The organism is Cupriavidus sp. 09_S30, from assembly GCF_056930435.1.
Map to the genome: position 1 here is coordinate 1,374,529 of NZ_JBXOWI010000002.1, position 21,189 is coordinate 1,395,717.

The window sequence follows — 21,189 nt, forward strand, 5'->3', positions numbered from 1 at the left end:
GGCTGTCATGCCAGACGGGAAGGCTTCGCGTACTCATGGCGAAAATCGGCGCAGTTGACGGCAGTTCGACGGGCGTTCCGGCGCGACGGACGACGAAAACGAGTCATTCTACGCTACGGGGCGCTTCCGCGCGGCAAAGCGGGCCGTAGAGCGGAGCGGACTACCCGTTCAAAAGGCTACTGTCCCCCCGCGACGCTCCCCAGCAGCGTAGGCAACTGTGCCAGCGGCATAAGCAATGAAGATGGCAGGCCATACTCGGCATTCAGGGTTGCACTGATGTCTTGATAGTCCAGGTGCACGCCGCCTTGGTCGTCTTGCCAGACGACAGCGCGTAAGGGCAGTTCCAATGCAGCATGCGGATTGGCTTGCATGATCGGGGTGCCCCCCTTTGGATTGCCAAAGAGAAAGAGCCTGGTCGGCCTCAAGGTGGTTCCGGCCTGCAGGGCCGCAGCGCTTTGGTCGAGGTCGGCAAATAGGGTCAATCCGCGCGATGCCAGCGCATCCTTGAGCCGGGACACCGTCGTTTGGAAATCGTGGTGGCTTCTCAATGTCAGCGAGCGGGCCGGATGGGGCAATTCCTGAGCTTGCGTCGTCATGGCTTGCAATGTCCGGAGAGCAACTGCGGCAAACGCGCCGCACCTGGCGATGCGGCCAAATCCTGGTGGGGCGAGAGCATCGGCACGATCCGATTCAATCTCTCTCTATATATTGATGGATCGGCAAGCTGTAGGGCCCTGCGCTGAGAGCTGGTTGCTTTATCCGGTAAGTCGTGAGGCAAGTGTCTAGAAGTGCTCTTATTGGCTTTTTCAAGAAAGTACTTGCAAGTTGGGCCGCGGGGTACTAGTATTCGGTCCCTCGCAACACGAAGCACCCGGCAACGCCAGGCGCGACGCGGTTTGCGGGGATCGATGGGATGGTTGGTGGTGCCGCGAAGCGCGACTGACCGAAGCGAAAAAAAGCTTCTGACCTATTGACGAAACGTAGAAAGTCGTTGATAATCTCGTTTCTCTGCTGCAGACAACGCAGCGACGCGGTAAGCAAAGCGAATCGCGTGAGTTCTTTAACAAACAAACAGCCGATAAGTGTGGGCGCTTGATGCAGGAAGCGGAAGACCTCGGTCTTCTAGCTTGCAAGTTATCAGTGCTCGCACAGTAAACATGTTTGGTTTCGTCTTCGGACGGAGCCAGTCAGTTTTCTGAGAGTGAGCGACCGCTCGAAAGAGCGAGTCCCGTAGGGAAACCGAAAGGACACACAGAGATTGAACTGAAGAGTTTGATCCTGGCTCAGATTGAACGCTGGCGGCATGCCTTACACATGCAAGTCGAACGGCAGCGCGGACTTCGGTCTGGCGGCGAGTGGCGAACGGGTGAGTAATACATCGGAACGTGCCCTGTTGTGGGGGATAACTAGTCGAAAGATTAGCTAATACCGCATACGACCTGAGGGTGAAAGCGGGGGACCGAAAGGCCTCGCGCAATAGGAGCGGCCGATGTCTGATTAGCTAGTTGGTGAGGTAAAGGCTCACCAAGGCGACGATCAGTAGCTGGTCTGAGAGGACGATCAGCCACACTGGGACTGAGACACGGCCCAGACTCCTACGGGAGGCAGCAGTGGGGAATTTTGGACAATGGGGGCAACCCTGATCCAGCAATGCCGCGTGTGTGAAGAAGGCCTTCGGGTTGTAAAGCACTTTTGTCCGGAAAGAAATCCTTTGGGCTAATACCCCGGAGGGATGACGGTACCGGAAGAATAAGCACCGGCTAACTACGTGCCAGCAGCCGCGGTAATACGTAGGGTGCGAGCGTTAATCGGAATTACTGGGCGTAAAGCGTGCGCAGGCGGTTTTGTAAGACAGGCGTGAAATCCCCGAGCTCAACTTGGGAATTGCGCTTGTGACTGCAAGGCTAGAGTATGTCAGAGGGGGGTAGAATTCCACGTGTAGCAGTGAAATGCGTAGAGATGTGGAGGAATACCGATGGCGAAGGCAGCCCCCTGGGACGTCACTGACGCTCATGCACGAAAGCGTGGGGAGCAAACAGGATTAGATACCCTGGTAGTCCACGCCCTAAACGATGTCAACTAGTTGTTGGGGATTCATTTCTTCAGTAACGAAGCTAACGCGTGAAGTTGACCGCCTGGGGAGTACGGTCGCAAGATTAAAACTCAAAGGAATTGACGGGGACCCGCACAAGCGGTGGATGATGTGGATTAATTCGATGCAACGCGAAAAACCTTACCTACCCTTGACATGCCACTAACGAAGCAGAGATGCATTAGGTGCTCGAAAGAGAAAGTGGACACAGGTGCTGCATGGCTGTCGTCAGCTCGTGTCGTGAGATGTTGGGTTAAGTCCCGCAACGAGCGCAACCCTTGTCTCTAGTTGCTACGAAAGGGCACTCTAGAGAGACTGCCGGTGACAAACCGGAGGAAGGTGGGGATGACGTCAAGTCCTCATGGCCCTTATGGGTAGGGCTTCACACGTCATACAATGGTGCGTACAGAGGGTTGCCAACCCGCGAGGGGGAGCTAATCCCAGAAAACGCATCGTAGTCCGGATCGTAGTCTGCAACTCGACTACGTGAAGCTGGAATCGCTAGTAATCGCGGATCAGCATGCCGCGGTGAATACGTTCCCGGGTCTTGTACACACCGCCCGTCACACCATGGGAGTGGGTTTTGCCAGAAGTAGTTAGCCTAACCGCAAGGAGGGCGATTACCACGGCAGGGTTCATGACTGGGGTGAAGTCGTAACAAGGTAGCCGTACCGGAAGGTGCGGCTGGATCACCTCCTTTCTAGAGCGTGCTTCCTTAGTTAAGCGTTCACACTTATCGGTCTGTTTGCTGTTACAGCCAAGGGTCTGTAGCTCAGGTGGTTAGAGCACCGTCTTGATAAGGCGGGGGTCGTAGGTTCAAGTCCTACCAGACCCACCAAGTTATCGCGGGGGGATTAGCTCAGCTGGGAGAGCACCTGCTTTGCAAGCAGGGGGTCGTCGGTTCGATCCCGTCATCCTCCACCATCGACCTTGGGTTGGACAAGCCAAATGCAAGCGCTTAGCGTTGAGTGCTTGCATTTGGCATTGGCCAAGCGATGTGAAGACATCGGCTGTTCTTTAACAATATGGGATGTAGTAAAGGTGTCACGGCGCGTTGATGAGACGCGCATGTAGTTTAACGTGATACCGGGTTGTGATTGTATCAACCAAAGTATTTAAGTGATCGAAAGATGACTTGGAATACGGCACAAATGCGAGAACTCAACCTGTAGCGAACCGTTTCAAGCGCAAGCTTGAGACACACTCGTTATAGGGTCAAGCGAACAAGTGCATGTGGTGGATGCCTTGGCGATCACAGGCGATGAAGGACGCGGTAGCCTGCGAAAAGCTTCGGGGAGCTGGCAAACAAGCTTTGATCCGGAGATGTCCGAATGGGGAAACCCGGCCCGTATGGGTCATCCCTTGCTGAATACATAGGCAAGGGAAGCGAACGCGGCGAACTGAAACATCTAAGTAGCTGCAGGAACAGAAATCAACCGAGATTCCCAAAGTAGTGGCGAACGAAATGGGAAGAGCCTTGTACTCTTTAGCAGTGTTGTTAGCAGAACGGGATGGAAAGCCCGGCCATAGCAGGTGATAGCCCTGTATGCGAAAACAGCGTTGTGGAACTAGGTGTACGACAAGTAGGGCGGGACACGTGAAATCCTGTCTGAAGATGGGGGGACCATCCTCCAAGGCTAAATACTCGTGATCGACCGATAGTGAACCAGTACCGTGAGGGAAAGGCGAAAAGAACCCCGGGAGGGGAGTGAAATAGATCCTGAAACCGCATGCATACAAACAGTCGGAGCCCTTTCGGGGGTGACGGCGTACCTTTTGTATAATGGGTCAGCGACTTACATTCAGTGGCAAGCTTAACCGATTAGGGCAGGCGTAGCGAAAGCGAGTCCGAACAGGGCGTTCAGTCGCTGGGTGTAGACCCGAAACCAGATGATCTATCCATGGCCAGGTTGAAGGTGCGGTAACACGTACTGGAGGACCGAACCCACTAACGTTGAAAAGTTAGGGGATGAGCTGTGGATAGGGGTGAAAGGCTAAACAAATCTGGAAATAGCTGGTTCTCTCCGAAAACTATTTAGGTAGTGCCTCGTGTCTCACCTTCGGGGGTAGAGCACTGTCATGGTTGGGGGGTCTATTGCTGATTACCCCGCCATAGCAAACTCCGAATACCGAAGAGTGCAATCACGGGAGACAGACATCGGGTGCTAACGTCCGGTGTCAAGAGGGAAACAACCCAGACCGCCAGCTAAGGTCCCCAAGATTGGCTAAGTGGGAAACGAAGTGGGAAGGCTAAAACAGTCAGGAGGTTGGCTTAGAAGCAGCCACCCTTTAAAGAAAGCGTAATAGCTCACTGATCGAGTCGTCCTGCGCGGAAGATGTAACGGGGCTAAGCCAGTCACCGAAGCTGCGGACGCACGCAAGTGCGTGGTAGGAGAGCGTTCTGTAAGCCTGTGAAGGTGTCTTGTAAAGGATGCTGGAGGTATCAGAAGTGCGAATGCTGACATGAGTAGCGATAAAGGGGGTGAAAGGCCCCCTCGCCGTAAGCCCAAGGTTTCCTACGCAACGTTCATCGGCGTAGGGTGAGTCGGCCCCTAAGGCGAGGCAGAGATGCGTAGCTGATGGGAAGCAGGTTAATATTCCTGCACCGTCGTATGATGCGATGGGGGGACGGATCGCGGAAGGTTGTCCGGGTGTTGGAAGTCCCGGTCCCTGCAGTGGAGAAGGCGCTTAGGCAAATCCGGGCGCGTAATTCAAGGCTGTGGGGCGAGCGACTCAGGTCGCGAAGCAATTGGAAGTGGTTCCAAGAAAAGCCTCTAAGCTTCAGTCATACGAGACCGTACCGCAAACCGACACAGGTGGGCGAGATGAGTATTCTAAGGCGCTTGAGAGAACTCGGGAGAAGGAACTCGGCAAATTGGTACCGTAACTTCGGGATAAGGTACGCCCTGGTAGCTTGACTGGCCTGCGCCAGAAGGGTGAAGGGGTTGCAATAAACTGGTGGCTGCGACTGTTTAATAAAAACACAGCACTCTGCAAACACGAAAGTGGACGTATAGGGTGTGACGCCTGCCCGGTGCCGGAAGATTAAATGATGGGGTGCAAGCTCTTGATTGAAGTCCCGGTAAACGGCGGCCGTAACTATAACGGTCCTAAGGTAGCGAAATTCCTTGTCGGGTAAGTTCCGACCTGCACGAATGGCGTAACGATGGCCACACTGTCTCCTCCCGAGACTCAGCGAAGTTGAAGTGTTTGTGATGATGCAATCTCCCCGCGGCTAGACGGAAAGACCCCATGAACCTTTACTGTAGCTTTGCATTGGACTTTGAACCGATCTGTGTAGGATAGGTGGGAGGCTTTGAAACCGGGACGCTAGTTTCGGTGGAGCCGTCCTTGAAATACCACCCTGGTTTGTTTGAGGTTCTAACCTTGGCCCGTGAATCCGGGTCGGGGACAGTGCATGGTAGGCAGTTTGACTGGGGCGGTCTCCTCCCAAAGTGTAACGGAGGAGTTCGAAGGTACGCTTGGTACGGTCGGACATCGTACCTAAAGTGCAATGGCAAAAGCGTGCTTAACTGCGAGACCGACAAGTCGAGCAGGTGCGAAAGCAGGACATAGTGATCCGGTGGTTCTGAATGGAAGGGCCATCGCTCAACGGATAAAAGGTACTCTGGGGATAACAGGCTGATACCGCCCAAGAGTTCATATCGACGGCGGTGTTTGGCACCTCGATGTCGGCTCATCTCATCCTGGGGCTGTAGCCGGTCCCAAGGGTATGGCTGTTCGCCATTTAAAGAGGTACGTGAGCTGGGTTTAAAACGTCGTGAGACAGTTTGGTCCCTATCTGCCGTGGGCGTTGGAATCTTGACGGGGGCTGCTCCTAGTACGAGAGGACCGGAGTGGACGTACCGCTGGTGTACCTGTTGTCTCGCCAGAGGCATCGCAGGGTAGCTATGTACGGAAGAGATAACCGCTGAAAGCATCTAAGCGGGAAACTCGCCTGAAGATGAGGATTCCCTGGAGGCTTGACCTCCTTGAAGGGTCGTTCGAGACCAGGACGTTGATAGGCTGGGTGTGGAAGCGCAGTAATGCGTTAAGCTAACCAGTACTAATTGCCCGTAAGGCTTGATCCTATAACCAGTGTGTTTCACTGGTTGACGTATCGCCTCTGTGCCGATACCTCACAACCAAGACTACATCCCTATTCGCTGCGACGGCTCAACCCCGGCGCAGCAACCCCTTATGCCTGGTGACCATAGCGAGTCGGAACCACCCCTTCCCATCCCGAACAGGACCGTGAAACGACTTTGCGCCGATGATAGTGCGGACTACCCGTGTGAAAGTAGGTCATCGCCAGGCTCTCCATTCCCAGAACCCCCCAGATCCGAAAGGACTGGGGGGTTTTGCTTTGCGCGCGCCGTTCGCGAGCAGCCAGGCTCTCGGAAACGGCTGCCAGCCGCGCCATGCGACGGCGGGAAGATTGGATTTCCGGAGGTTGGTTCGGACGGTGGGCGTAAGCAGCGCGCTGGCGTCCTGGGCTGAGTGGCGCTGTTAACAAAAGCCGCTGCGTCCCCGCCTGCGCGAGGACGACGGGAGAGGGATTTATTGCTGGATTGAGCACGTGGGCACGCGGTCGAACACGTGGTGCGCCGCGTGCTGCGTGCTAGATTCCTGCTGCAATCAGTTTCAGGCCCGCGGGCAGCGCCTCTCCGAATACCCGTCCTTCGTCGGCGGCATCGAGATCTACGGCCTCGCGGACCATGGCGATCCAGCTTTGCGGCGCGTTGGCGGCTTCCAGCCGTTGCACGACGGTGGCCCGGATTTCGGGCGGCAGGTCACGGCTCCGATCGCCGCTCATGCGCGCGATTTGCGCGGCGGCGAAGGCGGCCGGCTCGACCTTTTTCCAGTCGAGCGCGAGGATCGCCTCTACCCATTGCGTGGCGACCTCGGCCGGCACGACGTTGTGCGCGCTGCCATAGAAGGGCCGGCGTGCCCCGATGCGGCCCACCGCCCACCAGCCTTGGCTGTTTTCCGACGGCTTGTGCAGCCGGGCCAGCAACCATTCGGCAGTCTCTATCTTGCGTTCCGCCGGGATGTGTTCCAGGGATCCGGCAAGGCGCACCATATCGGCATAGCCCATCCTGGCCGGGCCGGCGGGCCGCTTGTAGAGCGTGCTCTTGGGCGGCTGCAGATAGAAGGCGATCTCGTCCAGCAGGCGCAGTTGCGCGCTCTCGTCCAGGCCGCCAGCGGCGCGTCGCCACAGCGTCCACCACTCCGACCAGTTCTGGCTTTCATTGACGTACTGGATGCCCTGCTCGTACAGCGACCAAAGCTGCTCGACTCTCCAGGCGTCGAGCGGGTAGCCGAAGCCCGGGCGCACGCTGTAGCCGGCCAGGTTCAGCCACAGGCGTTCATGGTCAGCCGAGCGCCGCCGGCGCCGGGCCCGTTCCCAGAACGCGCCGAACAGTTCGCGCAGCAGGGCGCTGTCCCATTGTTCACGGGCGCCCAGCAATTGCTCCAGCTGCGCACGCAGCCCTTTGACTTCCTTGGGGCCGACGTCGTGCGAGCGGGCACCGAAGGTGCGATCGATTGCCTCGATGGCGCGTGGCAGGGACGGGTGGAGCCCGTCTGTGGCCGGTGCGGCCGCCTCGGCGTCGTTGCCGCGCAGTTGGAATTCGAGGCGCCAGCGCTGCGCCGCATTCGCCATCTCGATGCAGTGGACTTCCAGCGTGCCGACCTCGGTCAGCGAGGTGGTGAGCTGCACCTGTGTTTCCCGGGCCCCGCCGGCGCCGCGCGCTTGCACGACGGTGGCGATCGGCGGCAGGCGAATGAAGTCACCCGTCGACAGATCCGTCAGCTCGCCCGGGCGATAGGCCGTGTCGGCGACGGAGGAGACCAGGTGGAAGTGCACCGGGTGCCCGAGCCGCAAGGCAAAAACACGATCATCGAGATGGATCTCGTGGCCTTCCTCCGTGCCTCGTGGCAGCAGGCAGATCCCTTGCTGCCCCGATGCACCGTCGGCATCCGCATCGAGAACGAGAAAATAGCTGCGCGGCGAGCCGCCACCGATGCGCGGAGCCAATCCGGTACGCGCTCGCGCGTAGGCGACGGCGCCGCGCGCGACGGCGAGGTCCGCGCCGTCGTTGTGCAGGACATGCAGCGGCGTACCGCGCCATGTGCCCAGCACGTCGGCGATGCGCCCGGCCAGGGCATCGGCACGGAACACCCCGCCGTTGAGCAGCAGGGTGTCAGGCATCGGCAAGGCATCGTCGTTTGCTTGGGCCGATGCCTGCGCCTGCGGCGCATCCAGTGCCGCGCGCGCTTGCGCCGCGTGCTGGCTCAGGAATGCCGCGACATGGCGGGTGACGGCCGGATCGGCCGCATAGGGCAGGCCGAACTCGACGATCGCACCGCGTGCACGCCCCGGCCGTTCACTGGACGACACCTTGGGGAAGAAGCCATCGACGATAAGCTGTTCGATCTCCTGCCGCGTCACTTCTACCGAGCGTGCGCCGCCGATCAGCCGGGAGCCTGCGCCCAGCAGCGTCACCGTGACCGAGTCCGGTGCCTGCGCGCTGAGGAGTTGTTCCTTGGCGTCGCGGCAGCGCGCGACGAGCTGGGACAGGCCGCTCGCCGACAGGCGCGCCTGCGCGGGGCCAAGGCGCGCTTCGACAAGATGCGCGAGGGCGAGATCCATATTGTCGCCGCCGAGCATCAGGTGGTTGCCCACGCCGATGCGCGTCAGCTGCGGCTGGCCGTCCTGCATGTCCACGCGGATCAGGGTCAGGTCGGTCGTGCCGCCGCCCACGTCGCAGATCAGCACCAGGCGCGTTTCTGCCAGGTCCTGGCCCAAGGTCTGGCGATGGCGGAACAGCCAGTCGTAGAGCGCCGCCTGGGGCTCTTCGAGCAGGCGCAGGGCGGGCAGCCCGGCCATGCGCGCTGCCTCCAGGGTCAGCGCGCGTGCCCCTTCGTCGAAGGAGGCGGGCACGGTGAGGACCACGTCCTGGTCTTCGAGCCGGGTCTCGGGAAAGCGATGGTTCCATGCCGCGGCCACATGCGCCAGGTAGCTGGCGCTGGCGGCGACCGGCGAGATCTTGCCGACCTCGTCGTCCGCGCCCCATGGCAGGATCGGTGCGGTGCGGTCGACCGAGGCGTGCGACAGCCAGCTCTTGGCGCTGGCCACGAACCTGCCGGGCACCTGCGCGCCCAGCGTGGCGGCGAGGCGGCCGACCACGGTCCGTGCGCCGGCGCGCGCCGTGGATTGCCAAGGCAACTGCAGGTCGTCCGCATTCAGCTCGCCCGGCGCGGCATGGTAGCGCACGGAGGGCAGCAGAGGCGGCGCCGCGACCTCGCCGAGGCCGACCAGCTGGTCGACGCCGAAGACGTGGATTTCGTCGGACCCCGCCTCGGCATAGGCGACGACCGTGTTGCTGGTACCGAGGTCGATGCCGACGATGTACTGCTTCGTCGCTGAGCCGTCGGCTGGTTGAGGCTTCGGATCAGTCATCGGCCTGGGTATCCGCTCAGGTATCTGCATGCGCGTTGCCGCGCACGTCGAACTCTACCTTCCAGCGTTCGCCGTTGCCGCGCGGCACGGCTTCGAGTTCCAGCGTTCCGGTCTCGGTTACGCGCGCATGCAGCCTGACCGGAACCACTTCGCCCGGGGTTCGTCCTTCGGTGGGCAGGGTGGCCTGGATCTCTTCGAGTTCCTGCAGTTCTTCCGGTCCCCAGAAATCCAGCAGGGTGCCGACCTGGTCCTGGCGCCGCACCGACGAGCCGAAGAAGCGGAAATGCACGGGCTCGCCCACCACCAGGCCGAATTCCTGCGGCGGTAGCGCGGCCTCGCTGCCTTCCTCCATGCCGAACGGTGCTACGCACAGTGCTTGCAAGGGCGGCTCGAAGCCGGGCACGGCGGGCATCGACGATTCCACGGCGATATAGTAGGAGCGTGCAGTGCCGCCACGGATGCGCACACCCTTGCCGCAGCGCACGTAGCCGTAGTAGGCGGCGCCGCGCGCCACCGCGAGATCCAGTTCCGCGCCATCGAGCAGGCGGGCCGGCGCCGCACCTTCGGCAGTGAGCCAATGGTTGAGCGTCTGCAGGATGCGGTCCGCCAGCAGGCCCGACTTGAACACGCCGCCATTGAACAGCACGGCGGTCGGGTGGAGGAAGGTGGCGCCGTCCGGCTGCGCGCTTTGCATGCCGTCGAGTTCGCCCAGTGCCGCCACCTGGCGGCCCAGGAACGCGGCCAGATGCCGCGTGACCGCTGCATCCTGCGCATAGGGCAGACCGAGCTGGGTGAGGCCGGCGCGCGTCCGGCTGAGCGGCCGGGCGGAGGCTTCCACCTGCGGGAAGAACCCTTCCAGGATGGTGTGGGTCAGTTCGCTGCGGGTCAGTTCGGTGCGGATCGAGCCGCCGATCAGCTTGGAGCCGCGGCTCGGCACGACCAGGGGCACGGCCTCGGTCTCCGGCTCGGTGAGCAGGGTTTCCTTGGCTGCGCGGCAGGCATAGGTCAGCGCGCGTAGTTGCCACGGGTCGGCTTGCGTGCCTTGGGCCGCCAGCTTGCGCGCCACGATGTGGGCCAGCGCCAGGTCCATGTTGTCGCCGCCGAGCAGGATGTGCTCGCCCACGGCAACACGGTGCAGTTCGAGGTTGCCGTCGCGTTCGATGACGGCGATCAGCGACAGGTCGGTGGTGCCGCCGCCGACATCCACCACGAGGATGATGTCGCCGACCTTGACCTGCTTGCGCCAGTTGCCGCCGCTCTTCTGGATCCAGCTATAGAGCGCGGCCTGCGGTTCCTCCAGCAGGGTCAGGCGGGTGTAGCCGGCCGCTGCGGCCGCCTCGGCCGTCAGTTCCCGGGCCGCCGGGTCGAACGAGGCGGGAATCGTTACGGTGATGTCCTGCTCGCTGAATGGCGCCTCGGGGTGGGCCTGGTCCCAGGCCTCGCGCAGGTGCGTGAGATAGCGCACGGAAGCCTCGAGCGGCGAGACGCGCTGCACTTCGGGCGGCGCATCGCTGGGCAGGATCGGCGCCCTGCGGTCGACCCCCGCGTGGCAGAGCCAGCTTTTCGCGCTCGACACCAGCCGAATCGGCGTGGCGGCGCCACGGCTGCGGGCCATCTCGCCCACGGCAAAGTCGCGCTCCGTGTTCCATGGCAGCGCCAGGTCGCCCGGGGCGAGTTCGCTTGCGTGCGGCAGGTACAGGAAGGAAGGCAGCAGATCGATGTCTTCGATCGCGCCGGGCGCGGTGAGCTGCGTGATGGGCAGGACGCCCTGGCTGGTCTTCTCGCCATCGCTGGCGGCGCGGTCGACGTAGGAGACGGCGCTGTGGGTGGTGCCCAGGTCGATGCCGATGAAATAGCGCGCTTCGCTCATAGCTCTACCTCGGCGGGGGCGATCACGGTGGCGTCATGGCGTTCGGCCAGGCGGGGCAAGCGCACCTCCTCGGCCTTCCAGCCGCGGTGGCTGATGCTGCCATGGAAGGGCGCACTGCCCACCACATTGCCGGTCAGGCGGACGGCGGTGGCATCGAAGCCGTCGGGCAGCGTCACGCGGCTGCCCTCGGCTTCCGTGCGTACCGGGCGGATGGTGAAATGTTCGCGCAGCACCGTGCGGCAGCCATCGTGTACGAGGCGGGCCGCGGCACCGATCTCCGCGTCGGTATAGCCGGCGATGTCCTCCTCGACGAAGTCGACGAAGCGCGCGTCGCGCTGCAGCAGACCCAGCAGTTGGAGGGCCGCGGCCGGGCTCGCTTCCTTCAGCACGGGCGCGGCAGCCTTTGCTGCCGGGGCAGGCGCCGGTGCGGGTGCAGGTGTGGGTGCCGATACCGGGGCCACGGATGCGGGAGCGGGCTGCTTGCCGTCACGGAGCTGGCTGACTCCGACTGCGAATTCGCGGTCGCCCAGGATGCGGAAGAAGGTGCCTACGGCAAGCGAGATCCTGCCGAGAAAAGATAGGTTCGCGTCAGTCATGAAATCTCCTGTGTGCTCGGTTTTAAAGGACGAGCTGCCTCTTCGTGACACCGCGCGACGCCGCGCGAGGCCGCGCGATGCCGGATAAGGCCCACGGACCGAGGCGGTCCGGCTGGCCGAGGCGCGATGCGGGCGTCAGCCTCTTTGTTCTTGGCCCCTAGGGCCTCCCAGCCCAGGATTTTGCCCTAACATGCACGCCAGGCAGCCGATTCACGGGGCATTTGCCCGCAAAGCGGCCCGCTACCCCTTGTCAGGGGTAGCGGCGGGGGGGCGGCCGCGAACGCCGCCGAGGCGAATCAGTTGTCCCGCAGATAGGTCATCAGCTGATCCGCGCGGCTGGGATGCCGCAGCTTCTTCATCGCCTTGCTCTCGATCTGCCGGATGCGCTCACGCGTGACATCGAACTGCTTGCCGACTTCCTCCAGCGTGTAGTCGGTTGCCATATCGATGCCGAAGCGCATGCGCAGCACCTTGGCTTCGCGGGGCGAGAGCTGGTCGAGCATGTCCTTCACGGCGGCACGCAGGCCCGCCTGCATCGCGGCGTCGGCGGGCGTGGCCGTATCCGAGTCCGCGATCATGTCGCCCAGGTTGGTATCGCCGTCCTCGCCAACCGGCGTGTCCATCGAGATCGGTTCCTTGGCGATTCGCAGGATCGAGCGGATCTTCTCTTCCGGCATGTCCATGCGCTCGGCGAGCTCGGCCGGATCGGCTTCCTTGCCGGTGCGCTGCATGATCTCGCGCGCGAAACGATTGAGCTTGTTGATCTGCTCGATCATATGGACCGGGACGCGGATGGAGCGGGCCTGGTCGGCGATGGCTCGCGTGACCGCCTGGCGGACCCACCACGTCGCGTAGGTGGAGAATTTCCAGCCGCGGCGGTATTCGAACTTGTCCACCGCCTTCATCAAGCCGATATTGCCTTCCTGGATCAGGTCCAGGAACTGCAGCCCGCGGTTGGTGTACTTCTTGGCAATCGAGATCACCAGGCGCAGGTTGGCCTGCGTCATCTCATGCTTGGCTTGCCGCATCTGCCGCTCGGCGGCCAGCATCTTGCGGTTGACGGCCTTCAGCTCGGGCAGCGTCAGCGCCGCCCGGGCCTGGATGTCGATCAGCTTTTGCTGATGCGACTCGAGGTCGGGCAGGGCCCGGGTGACCGCGTCGCTGTACGGGCGGCCTTCGCCGGCAAGGTCCCGCCCCCAGGCGAGGTTGGTCTCATTGCCGGGGAAACGGGCGATGACGTCTTCGCGCGCCATCCCGCACCGCTCGACGAGCAGCTGGAGTACCTGGCGCTCGACCGAACGCACATCGTCGACCATGCCCTGGATGTCGGCGCACAGGCGCTCGATGGTGCGCGCGGTGAAGCGGATCGTGCGCAATTCGTCGCGCACCACATCTCGTGCGGACAGGAAGGCTTCCGAGCGTGCGCCATCGGCCGCATCTTCGGCGCGCATCTGCTCGAAATGCTCGGCGACGTGCGCAAACCGCTTCAGGCACTCGTCCCGCAGCTCGCGAAGGTCGGATTCGCGGCTCTGCTCGGCGCTGTCTTCGTCGTCGGCGTCCTCCGTGCCTTCGTCCTCGGTCGCGCTGTCGCTGCTTTCGATCGCTTCGGCGGTCGCCGAGGTCTCGTTCGTTTCCGAGATGCTCTCGTCGCTCAAGCCGTCGACCAGATCGTCGATGCTCATCTCATTGCTGGCGACGCGGGCCGACAGCTCGAGAATCGTGGCGACGGTGGACGGACAGGCCGAAATGGCATGAATCATGTCGTTCAGGCCGCCTTCGATGCGTTTGGCGAGCTCGACTTCCTGCTTGCGCGTGAGCAGGGTTGCCGAGCTCATTTCGCGCATATACATCCGCACCGGATCGGTCGTCCGGCCGAACTCGGAGTCCACGGTAGACAGCGCTACCTCGGCCTCCTCATCGGCCTGATCGTCCGCGGCCACCACGGCGTTATCGCTCAGGAGCAGCGTCTCGGCATCCGGCGTCTGCTCGTAGATCTTCACGCCCATCTCGGCGAACGTGCTGACGACACTCTCCATCGCAGCCGTGTCGGTGACGTTCTCTTGAAGATGGTCGCTGATATCCGCGTGGGTCAGGTATCCACGCTGCCTGCCCAGTTGGATCAGCGCGCGCAGCTGCTGGCTGCGCTCGGCGATCTCCAGCGGGGAATCGGACCGCGCATTGGTTCCTGCGCTCGTTCCGCCGAGGCTTTTGATTGCCGCCGTTTCGCCTGCCTTAGATGCCGTTCGTTGTGCGCCACTCGTCATTTACTGCTGTTTCCTTGGTCAATCGTTTTTCGACTGCAGCGCGCACCGTTGGGCGCAGTTCTATGGACTGCGGCAAAGGCTCGTGATGGGTATCGGTGTGCCCAGGGTCCGAACTTGGGCGCTGTGGGTTTTTCAGCCGGGGACCGTATTCTACAACCCCTGGTGCGTCGCAGCACATCTGGTCGCGCAAACAGGGTGGAATATGCTGCCTGGCAGCCCGCCAGAGCAGCCGAAAAGTGGTTAGACAGGGCGCCCGCGTGTGCGGTTCTCGATCCTATATGGAAGACGAACTCCGGCCAAGTGTCGAGGGGGAACGGGCTCGTTGTAAGCGCGCGACGATGAGCCCGGTGCCACGAAACGGCCGAGCCATCAATATGGCGGATTCACCACCATGTACTGGCCTGCCTGAGGCTGATACCAGGTAGTACCACATTGCTGATACACAACGCCGCCGTAGTTGACGGGAACGCACCCTGCCGGCACGGTTCTGACCATCGACCCAACGATGGCAGAAGTGACGGCAACGGTAGCGCCAACCGCCGCCGCGGTCGCGACGGGATGATAGGCGTTGTCCCAGCCGCTGTTCCCTTGGACGTTCACGTTGACATTCTTCTGGACGTTGACGTTGTTGACGTTGTTGACACTGGTATTGCGGACATTGTTGGTACGCACGTCGGCGCGGCTGTTATTGACCTGTGCAGTCTGCCTGGTGCCACCCGCAGTGGCCGCCTGCGCGCGAGCGCCGCCACCGCCGCCGCCAGCAGCGCGACCGCCGCCAGTGTATGCCTGCGCAACAGGCGCCAAGACCAAGCTGGCCAGAATAAGCGCGGCTGACTGGGCCAGACGCAATTTGCTGAATGCCCTTTTCATGTTGGCGCCCCTACTTTGTTTTCACAGGAACGATCTCGATCTTCGAAGACCCTTTGGGTGGAGTGAACGTGAACACCGCGTCCGTGAAATTCGGTTTCAGATTCCAGGTGATCAGGGAGACCGATTGCGGACGAGCCTCGTCAGCGCGATTGGTGATCACGATCTTGCGCGGCAGTGGCTTGCCGCCGGCGGCGATCCAGATCTGCCAGTCGATGTTGCCCTGGCGAAAGGCATAGTGATCGCAAATGTCATTGCCGACGAAATCCTGGCCGGCGTTCATCGCGGACTCGATCTTGTCCAGTGGCGCGGCCGGTGTACCCCATACGAAGAGGTCGGCCAAGGGGAGTTCCACGCCGTACCGTTCTCGCAGCCGATTGCCCAGACCATTGAGCGTGTCAACGAGTTCGATTGACGAGTAATACTTTTGCTCGGGCTGGAAGAGCGTGACAGTCTTGCCGTCGTAGATGAGTTCGCGCTCGGAAGTGGCGGTCATCATCCGGACGCGCAACCTATTCGGGCGGGCGACGTCAAGATCCGCCCTTGCCGAGTGTTGCAGTTTTTGGCCATCGGCGAGAACTCGCTCTCCGGTCAGTTGATTCGACACCTGAAAACGTTGCAGGGTTTGCAGGTAGACGCCCATCTCCTTCAAGGCTTGGATCGATCCTGGATCAACGGCGCTTGCGGCGGGTTGGGCCGTGCCGGTTGGTGCAGTCTGTGCATAGGCCGCCGGCGCCGCGAGCGATATTGCCAACAGGCTGAGCACCAGAATCTTCCGTTTCATGGTTGTCTCCGGGGTTGTGAGGCCACAATCACAGCAATCTCGACGGCCTGCCGTCGGACATAAATCGGTCACGCTGCCTTCCCAATCGAGCATGGCCGCCCGATGTCAGGTCATCCCCCGGCATCCCGTTGCGGAAAATTCATGGTTCTTTTATGGAGAAGCTGGTCGTTAGCGTCGGATGCTAGACGATCGAAGCTCAGGCCTCTCCCGCGCCAGCCGTTTCAGTGAGGTCGTTTCCCTTCTCAAGCAGAACACCGGGCCACCTCGCGAGGCTGTGCGCTTTTCCTGGAAACATAGAGTGTGCTGCGGCGAGAAACAAGGTAATCCCAGTCCAGTGCCGCTTGCTGAGTACAGTAGACGAGCCTCGCAGAAGCATCGTCATCTCCCTAGGCTGTCTGTCGCTGAGCCTACGCGGTAGAGCGCGGCCATCGGTGCAACTGGAGATTGCCTCGGTGCCGTGCGATGCCGTGGCGTGGGCATGAAGGTAGCTGCCCCGGGGCCGCGCCCGCCGGGCGCGGCTTCGGTGGGGGCGTGCTCAGGCGCGGTTCTCGCCCATCGAGAACAGCCGGCCGTGGCCCTGCGAGGACGGGTCGACGCCTGCGAGCCGCACCACGTCCCAGAAGCCGGCGGGAGAGCTCGAGGTAACCGGGACGCCCAGTTGCGCTTCGAGCGGCGCGAGGATATCAAGTGTCAGCAGCCCGCCGCAGGAGATCAGCAAGCCGTCAGCGCTTGGGTCGTCCTGGTGGGCTGAATTTGCCAGCGCGATCAATGTCTTGGGCGGGACCTGGCCGACAGCGTCTACGCCGACGATCGAGAGCCCGCGCACCGCGGCGACCCCAAACCCCGAGCTGAGCAGGTAGTCGGACAGGCGCGCGTTGAGCGTATCCGTGTATGCCGTCGCGCAGGCAACCCGCTTGACGCCCAGCTTGCGCAGGCTGGCGACAATGGCATGGCTCATGGTCGTGCAGGGCAGTCCCGTGGCTTCCTGGAGGTGGTCGCGCAGGTCGTCAGTGAAAGCGGCGCCGCGATAGAAGCTTAAAGAGGTGCCCATCAGCGAGATGACCTCTGCGCCGGCATCCCGCAGCTCGAGGGCCTTGTCCAGAATCAGCCTGACGACGGCGTCGAAGCCGTCGGGGGAGATCTCGCCCAGCCCGAGGCCGCGGGCGATGAACCTGACGCGCGATCCATACAGGCTGGGGCCATCGCTTGGTACGAGTCCGGCCGCAGGCGGGACGATGAGGCCGATGGTTTTCGTGGTCGACATCGTGGTGAATCCTCGTGGTGAATCTTATTGATTGCCTGAAATCCTGCCATTGCGTACCACCTCGGCCCAGCGGGCCTCCTCGGCACGCATCCATGCGCTCAGTTCCGCGGGGGTGCTGGACTCGGGCACGATGCCCTGGGCGTCGAGCGGGCCGGCGATCGCGTTGTCCGCCAGCGCAGCGCGCAGGGCCAGGTTCAGGCGCGCCACGGTCGCAGGGGGGATGCCGGATGGGGCGATCATGAACAGGGTCGGCGTGGCGCTGAATCCGGGCAGTGTCTCTGCCATGGTGGGGGTGGCGGGCAGGGACTTCAGCCGCTTCTCTGACATGAGGGCGATCAGCTTGAGCTTGCCAGCGCCAAGCTGTGGCAGGGCGGACGTCAAGCTGACGATGCCGAGGGGAATGTCGTTGCTGAGCAGGGCGTTGATGACCTGGGCGCCGCCGCGATAGGGCACGTGCGTCAGGTTGGCGTGTGTGCTGCTCTTGAGAAGTTCCCCGCTCAAGTGCTGCAGTGTCCCGACGCCCGGCGTGCCATAGGAGAGGGCATTGGCGCTCTTGGCCTGCGCAAGCAGTTGCGCTGGCGTTGCGGCAGGAAAATCCGCCGAGCCGACAATCGCCAGCGGCACCTTGCCAACCATGCCGATCGGCGCGAAGCTGCCCTGAATCGAGAACTTGACGTTGTCGTAGAGATACGGGCTGAGCAGCAGCGCGCTATCAGCCATGAAGAGGGTAAGCCCGTCTGGCGGCGCGGACATCATGGCCTTGGCCGCGATGATGCTGCCTGCGCCCGGCCGGTTGTCCACCACGACCGGCTGTTGCAAGGCCTGCTGCATGGACCGGGCAACCAGGCGCGCCGCCGCATCCACGCCGCCGCCCGGCGCGTAGGCGACGATCAGCTTGATGGGCGGTTGTGCCGCAGCGGGACTGGCGCTGCAGGCGAGGCCGGTGGCTGCCAGCAGTGCCGCGCCGCGAACGATCCGCCAGGGCAGCGCGCAGATGCGCATACTCCGTTGCAAAGTCATGTCTCCTCTCCGTGTTATCGGCCATCTGGCGTCGGGGTCGCGCCGGCCTTTAGATATTTTCCAGATGCTATCTGATATTTTTAACCTGCGTGATAAAATTTCACGGAAGGCAACTTGCCGCAGCGCAAGGCACAAGACTGGTGACTTATGAAGCTCAATGCGGCCACGGCCAGCATCAACGACCAAATCCGGTGGCAGATCGAAGAGGACATCAACTCCGGCAAGTACCTGCCTGGCGATCCCCTGGACGATGGCGCCCTGGCCAAGCAGTTCAACGTCTCGCGGACACCCATCCGGGAGGCGATGCTGCAGTTGGCGGCGCAAGGGCTGGTGCAGATCGTGCCGCGTTCCGGTACTTACGTTGCCCGCATGTCCATCAAGGAACTGCTTGCCATGTTCGAATTGCTGGCGGAGCTCGAAGGCGCTTGCGCCAAGCTCGCCGCGCGCCGGATGAGCGCGCAGGACAAGCAAGCCCTAAAGGACAGTCACGAAGCGAGCCGACAATTCGTGGATGCGGAGGACCCCGCGGGCTATGAGATCGCGAATGCCGAGTTTCACGGCCTGTTGTACAAGGCCTGCCTCAACCGCTACCTGGTCGAGCAGATCGTGGCCATCCGGCGCCGCACCAAGGCTTACCGACAGGATCACTTCCAGGTTCCGGGGCGCATGCAAAAGTCGTGGGCCGACCATGAGCGGGTCCTGGAGGCCGTGCTGGCCGGCCGCGACGCTGAAGCCGCGCTCGCGATGATCGACCATATCGCCATCGGCGGCCGGGAGTTCGCCGAGTTTGTCACGCGCATCCCTGATGGCCTGCTTGCCGCGGAGCGGTAGCCTAGTCCACTGAATCACTGAAATCGGTCGGTGCCTGCCATGCCATGCGGGCTCATCGCGTCGTTGCAAATGCTCGCAATAGCACAGCTATTGCTGCGCTTTGCGCCTAGCGCTGATTCCCGCCTGGCATGTCCTTCACCTCCCATTTCAATGATTCAGTGGACTAGTGATCAGCACCGGCTGCGCGTGAGCGGCAGAAGAGGGCGGCGAGAAGATCCAGAAGACACAGAAGTCACGATTTTCGCGTCTCTCGCCTTACCCGCTCCAGGTATTTTCCTGAAGCGACCTCGATTCGCACCGTGTCCCCTTCCTTGATGAACTGCGGAACGAGAATTTCCATGCCGTTCTCGAGCCGGGCGGTCTTGAAGGTAGAAGATTCATGCTCATGCAGGCCCGGCGGTGTCGATACGATGGTTAACTCGACCGCAGGGGGGAATGCGATGGTGACTGGCTCGCCCTCGTAGAGCTGCACCCGGATCCGCATATTGGGCTGCAGGAATTTTTCGTATGCGCCCATGGTTTCCGAGGGCAGACTGATCTGTTCGAAGGTGTCGGGATTCATGAAGTAGAAGGCGACGCCATCCGTGTACAGATATTCCATCTCCTTGTGATCGAGCACGACCTCTTCGAGCTTGTCGCCTGGGTGCAAGCGCAATTCCTTGACGTGGCCGGTCTTCAGGTTCCTCACCTTGGTGAAGACTGCGCTCCCCTGTTGGCCACCGCCGGCGTGATACCCGGTGCTCGTGACGCTGTGAAGTTCGCCGTCGAGCAGGATGACCATGCCCGACTTCAATCCGGAAGCTTCGACCATTTCCTCGTCTCCGCCTGGGCGCCAAGATGACAACTCCAGCCTAGCACCGCAGCGGACCGCCAACAATGAGCCGGGCACGACCGCCGTCGGTCATTCTGGCGCTTGGGTTTGGCCAACGTAGCGCTGTGCGGCGCACCTTCGGCCTATGTGCCAAGGTGCAGAGGAATCCGCCGCCGGCCGAAGTGATGCTCGAAATGCCCGAAGCAACCTGCGACCGGCGCAAGACAGTCGGGGCAGGTTCCGGTGGCCGTGAGGCGGTAGCTCTCGATGGCATGCCAGTCACGCACGATGAGCGGTGCGTGGCAGGCGGGGCAATAGGTGGTTGCGCCTGCAGTGTCGTGGACATTGCCTGTGTACACATAATGCAAGCCCGCCTCAATGGCGAGCTTGCGGGCACGCGCAAGTGTGGAGAGCGGCGTCGGCGGCACGTCGCGCATCTTGTAGTCGGGATGGAAGCCGGTGAAGTGCAGCGGGACGTCGGTGCCCAGTTCCTGCGCGATCCACTTGGCCTCGGCGCGGATCTCCTCATCACTGTCGTTCTTGCCCGGAATCAGCAGCGTCGTGATCTCGAGCCAGACCTTGGTTTCGTGCCTCAGGTACTGGAGCGTATCCAGCACCGGCTGCAAGTGCGCGCCGGTGTAGGCAACATAGAAAACGTCGGTAAAGCCTTTCAGGTCGACGTTCGCCGCGTCCATCTTGCTGTAGAAATCGCCTCGTGCCTGTGCACCCATATAGCCGGCAGTCACCGCCACCGCCATGACGCCCATTTCGTGGCAGGCATCGGCTACGTCCATCGCGTACTCGGCGAAAATGACCGGGTCGTTGTAGGTAAATGCCACGCTCTTGCAGCCGTTGGCCGCCGCCGCTTCGGCAATGGCCACGGGCGCGGCCTCGTCGGCCAGGGTCTCGATCTCGCGTGATTTGCTGATGTCCCAGTTCTGGCAAAACTTGCAGGCCAGGTTGCAGCCTGCCGTGCCGAACGACAGGACGGCGCTGCCCGGGTAGAAGTGGTTGAGCGGCTTCTTTTCGATCGGGTCGATGCAGAAGCCCGACGAGCGTCCATAGGCGGTCAGCAGCATCTGCCCACCTAGCCGCTGACGCACGAAGCAGGCGCCGCGCTGCTCATCATGCAGGCGGCAGTGGCGCGGACAAAGGTCGCACTGCATGCGGCCGTCATCCAGGAAATGCCAGTAGCGGCCGGGATAGGTTCCCGGAGAGGGCGGTGGAGAGGGCGCATCCTTCATGGTTCCGCCTCCGTTCAGGGGCAGCGCCTTGCATCCTCATTCCCGGCTGGGTAGCACACCGTCGCTGCATGTTCGGGTTTG

The 21,189-nt window shown here is 62.0% G+C and carries 12 protein-coding genes, 2 tRNA genes and 3 rRNA genes; 6 read left to right on the forward strand and 11 right to left on the reverse strand.

What is annotated here, in order from left to right:
• Positions 1-176: 176 nt before the first annotated feature.
• On the reverse strand, positions 177-596 hold the full coding sequence (locus tag AC1Z3O_RS26245) for a DUF302 domain-containing protein (protein WP_483518968.1): 420 nt from the start codon (positions 594-596) through the stop codon (positions 177-179).
• A 664-nt stretch (positions 597-1,260) separates the two neighbouring features.
• On the opposite strand from AC1Z3O_RS26245, the gene AC1Z3O_RS26250 reads away from it, so the two are divergent.
• The 5 genes from AC1Z3O_RS26250 to rrf all read left to right on the forward strand — a co-directional run bounded on the left by AC1Z3O_RS26250 (position 1,261) and on the right by rrf (position 6,409).
• Positions 1,261-2,792, forward strand: a 16S ribosomal RNA gene (locus AC1Z3O_RS26250).
• Between the two features lie 61 nt (positions 2,793-2,853).
• Positions 2,854-2,930, forward strand: a tRNA-Ile gene (locus AC1Z3O_RS26255).
• A 10-nt stretch (positions 2,931-2,940) separates the two neighbouring features.
• A tRNA-Ala gene (locus AC1Z3O_RS26260) sits at positions 2,941-3,016 on the forward strand.
• A 289-nt stretch (positions 3,017-3,305) separates the two neighbouring features.
• A 23S ribosomal RNA gene (locus AC1Z3O_RS26265) occupies positions 3,306-6,183 on the forward strand.
• A gap of 112 nt (positions 6,184-6,295) precedes the next feature.
• Positions 6,296-6,409, forward strand: a 5S ribosomal RNA gene (gene rrf / locus AC1Z3O_RS26270).
• Together the 16S, 23S and 5S rRNA genes with 2 tRNA genes alongside form the textbook arrangement of a ribosomal RNA operon.
• Positions 6,410-6,713: 304 nt before the next feature.
• On the opposite strand, the gene AC1Z3O_RS26275 is transcribed toward rrf, so the two are convergent.
• The 8 genes from AC1Z3O_RS26275 to AC1Z3O_RS26310 all read right to left on the reverse strand — a co-directional run bounded on the left by AC1Z3O_RS26275 (position 6,714) and on the right by AC1Z3O_RS26310 (position 18,222).
• Positions 6,714-9,557 carry an Hsp70 family protein gene (locus AC1Z3O_RS26275; protein WP_483518970.1) on the reverse strand — a complete coding sequence of 948 codons (2,844 nt, stop codon included), beginning with the start codon at positions 9,555-9,557 and terminating at the stop codon, positions 6,714-6,716.
• A 16-nt stretch (positions 9,558-9,573) separates the two neighbouring features.
• A complete protein-coding gene (locus AC1Z3O_RS26280) occupies positions 9,574-11,427 on the reverse strand; it encodes an Hsp70 family protein (RefSeq protein WP_483518972.1) in 1,854 nt (617 codons plus the stop codon).
• Positions 11,424-12,023 (reverse strand): DUF2760 domain-containing protein, encoded by a 600-nt coding sequence (locus AC1Z3O_RS26285; RefSeq protein ID WP_483518974.1) that lies wholly within the window; start codon positions 12,021-12,023, stop codon positions 11,424-11,426. Before AC1Z3O_RS26285 ends, AC1Z3O_RS26280 begins: the two co-directional genes overlap by 4 nt.
• Before the next feature lie 296 nt (positions 12,024-12,319).
• Positions 12,320-14,287 carry an RNA polymerase sigma factor RpoD gene (gene rpoD / locus AC1Z3O_RS26290; protein WP_483518976.1) on the reverse strand — a complete coding sequence of 656 codons (1,968 nt, stop codon included), beginning with the start codon at positions 14,285-14,287 and terminating at the stop codon, positions 12,320-12,322.
• A gap of 369 nt (positions 14,288-14,656) precedes the next feature.
• A complete protein-coding gene (locus tag AC1Z3O_RS26295; protein WP_483518978.1) occupies positions 14,657-15,157 on the reverse strand; it encodes a hypothetical protein in 501 nt (166 codons plus the stop codon).
• Between the two features lie 10 nt (positions 15,158-15,167).
• Positions 15,168-15,938, reverse strand: a complete 771-nt coding sequence (locus AC1Z3O_RS26300) for a DUF2092 domain-containing protein (protein WP_483518980.1) — start codon at positions 15,936-15,938, stop codon at positions 15,168-15,170.
• A gap of 535 nt (positions 15,939-16,473) precedes the next feature.
• Positions 16,474-17,202: an arylmalonate decarboxylase gene (locus tag AC1Z3O_RS26305; RefSeq protein ID WP_483518982.1), complete on the reverse strand. Its 729-nt coding sequence runs from the start codon at positions 17,200-17,202 to the stop codon at positions 16,474-16,476.
• A 24-nt stretch (positions 17,203-17,226) separates the two neighbouring features.
• Positions 17,227-18,222 carry a tripartite tricarboxylate transporter substrate-binding protein gene (locus AC1Z3O_RS26310; protein WP_483518984.1) on the reverse strand — a complete coding sequence of 332 codons (996 nt, stop codon included), beginning with the start codon at positions 18,220-18,222 and terminating at the stop codon, positions 17,227-17,229.
• Between the two features lie 147 nt (positions 18,223-18,369).
• Here AC1Z3O_RS26310 and AC1Z3O_RS26315 point away from each other — a divergent pair, with 147 nt between their 5' ends.
• The gene (locus tag AC1Z3O_RS26315; protein WP_483518986.1) at positions 18,370-19,053 is read left to right on the forward strand and encodes a GntR family transcriptional regulator; all 684 of its coding nucleotides are present in this window, start codon (positions 18,370-18,372) and stop codon (positions 19,051-19,053) included.
• Positions 19,054-19,285: 232 nt separating this feature from the next.
• On the opposite strand, the gene AC1Z3O_RS26320 is transcribed toward AC1Z3O_RS26315, so the two are convergent.
• Positions 19,286-19,864 (reverse strand): elongation factor P, encoded by a 579-nt coding sequence (locus AC1Z3O_RS26320; RefSeq protein ID WP_483518988.1) that lies wholly within the window; start codon positions 19,862-19,864, stop codon positions 19,286-19,288.
• 143 nt (positions 19,865-20,007) lie between these two features.
• Positions 20,008-21,108 carry an AmmeMemoRadiSam system radical SAM enzyme gene (gene amrS, locus AC1Z3O_RS26325; protein ID WP_483518990.1) on the reverse strand — a complete coding sequence of 367 codons (1,101 nt, stop codon included), beginning with the start codon at positions 21,106-21,108 and terminating at the stop codon, positions 20,008-20,010.
• Positions 21,109-21,189: the final 81 nt, after the last annotated feature.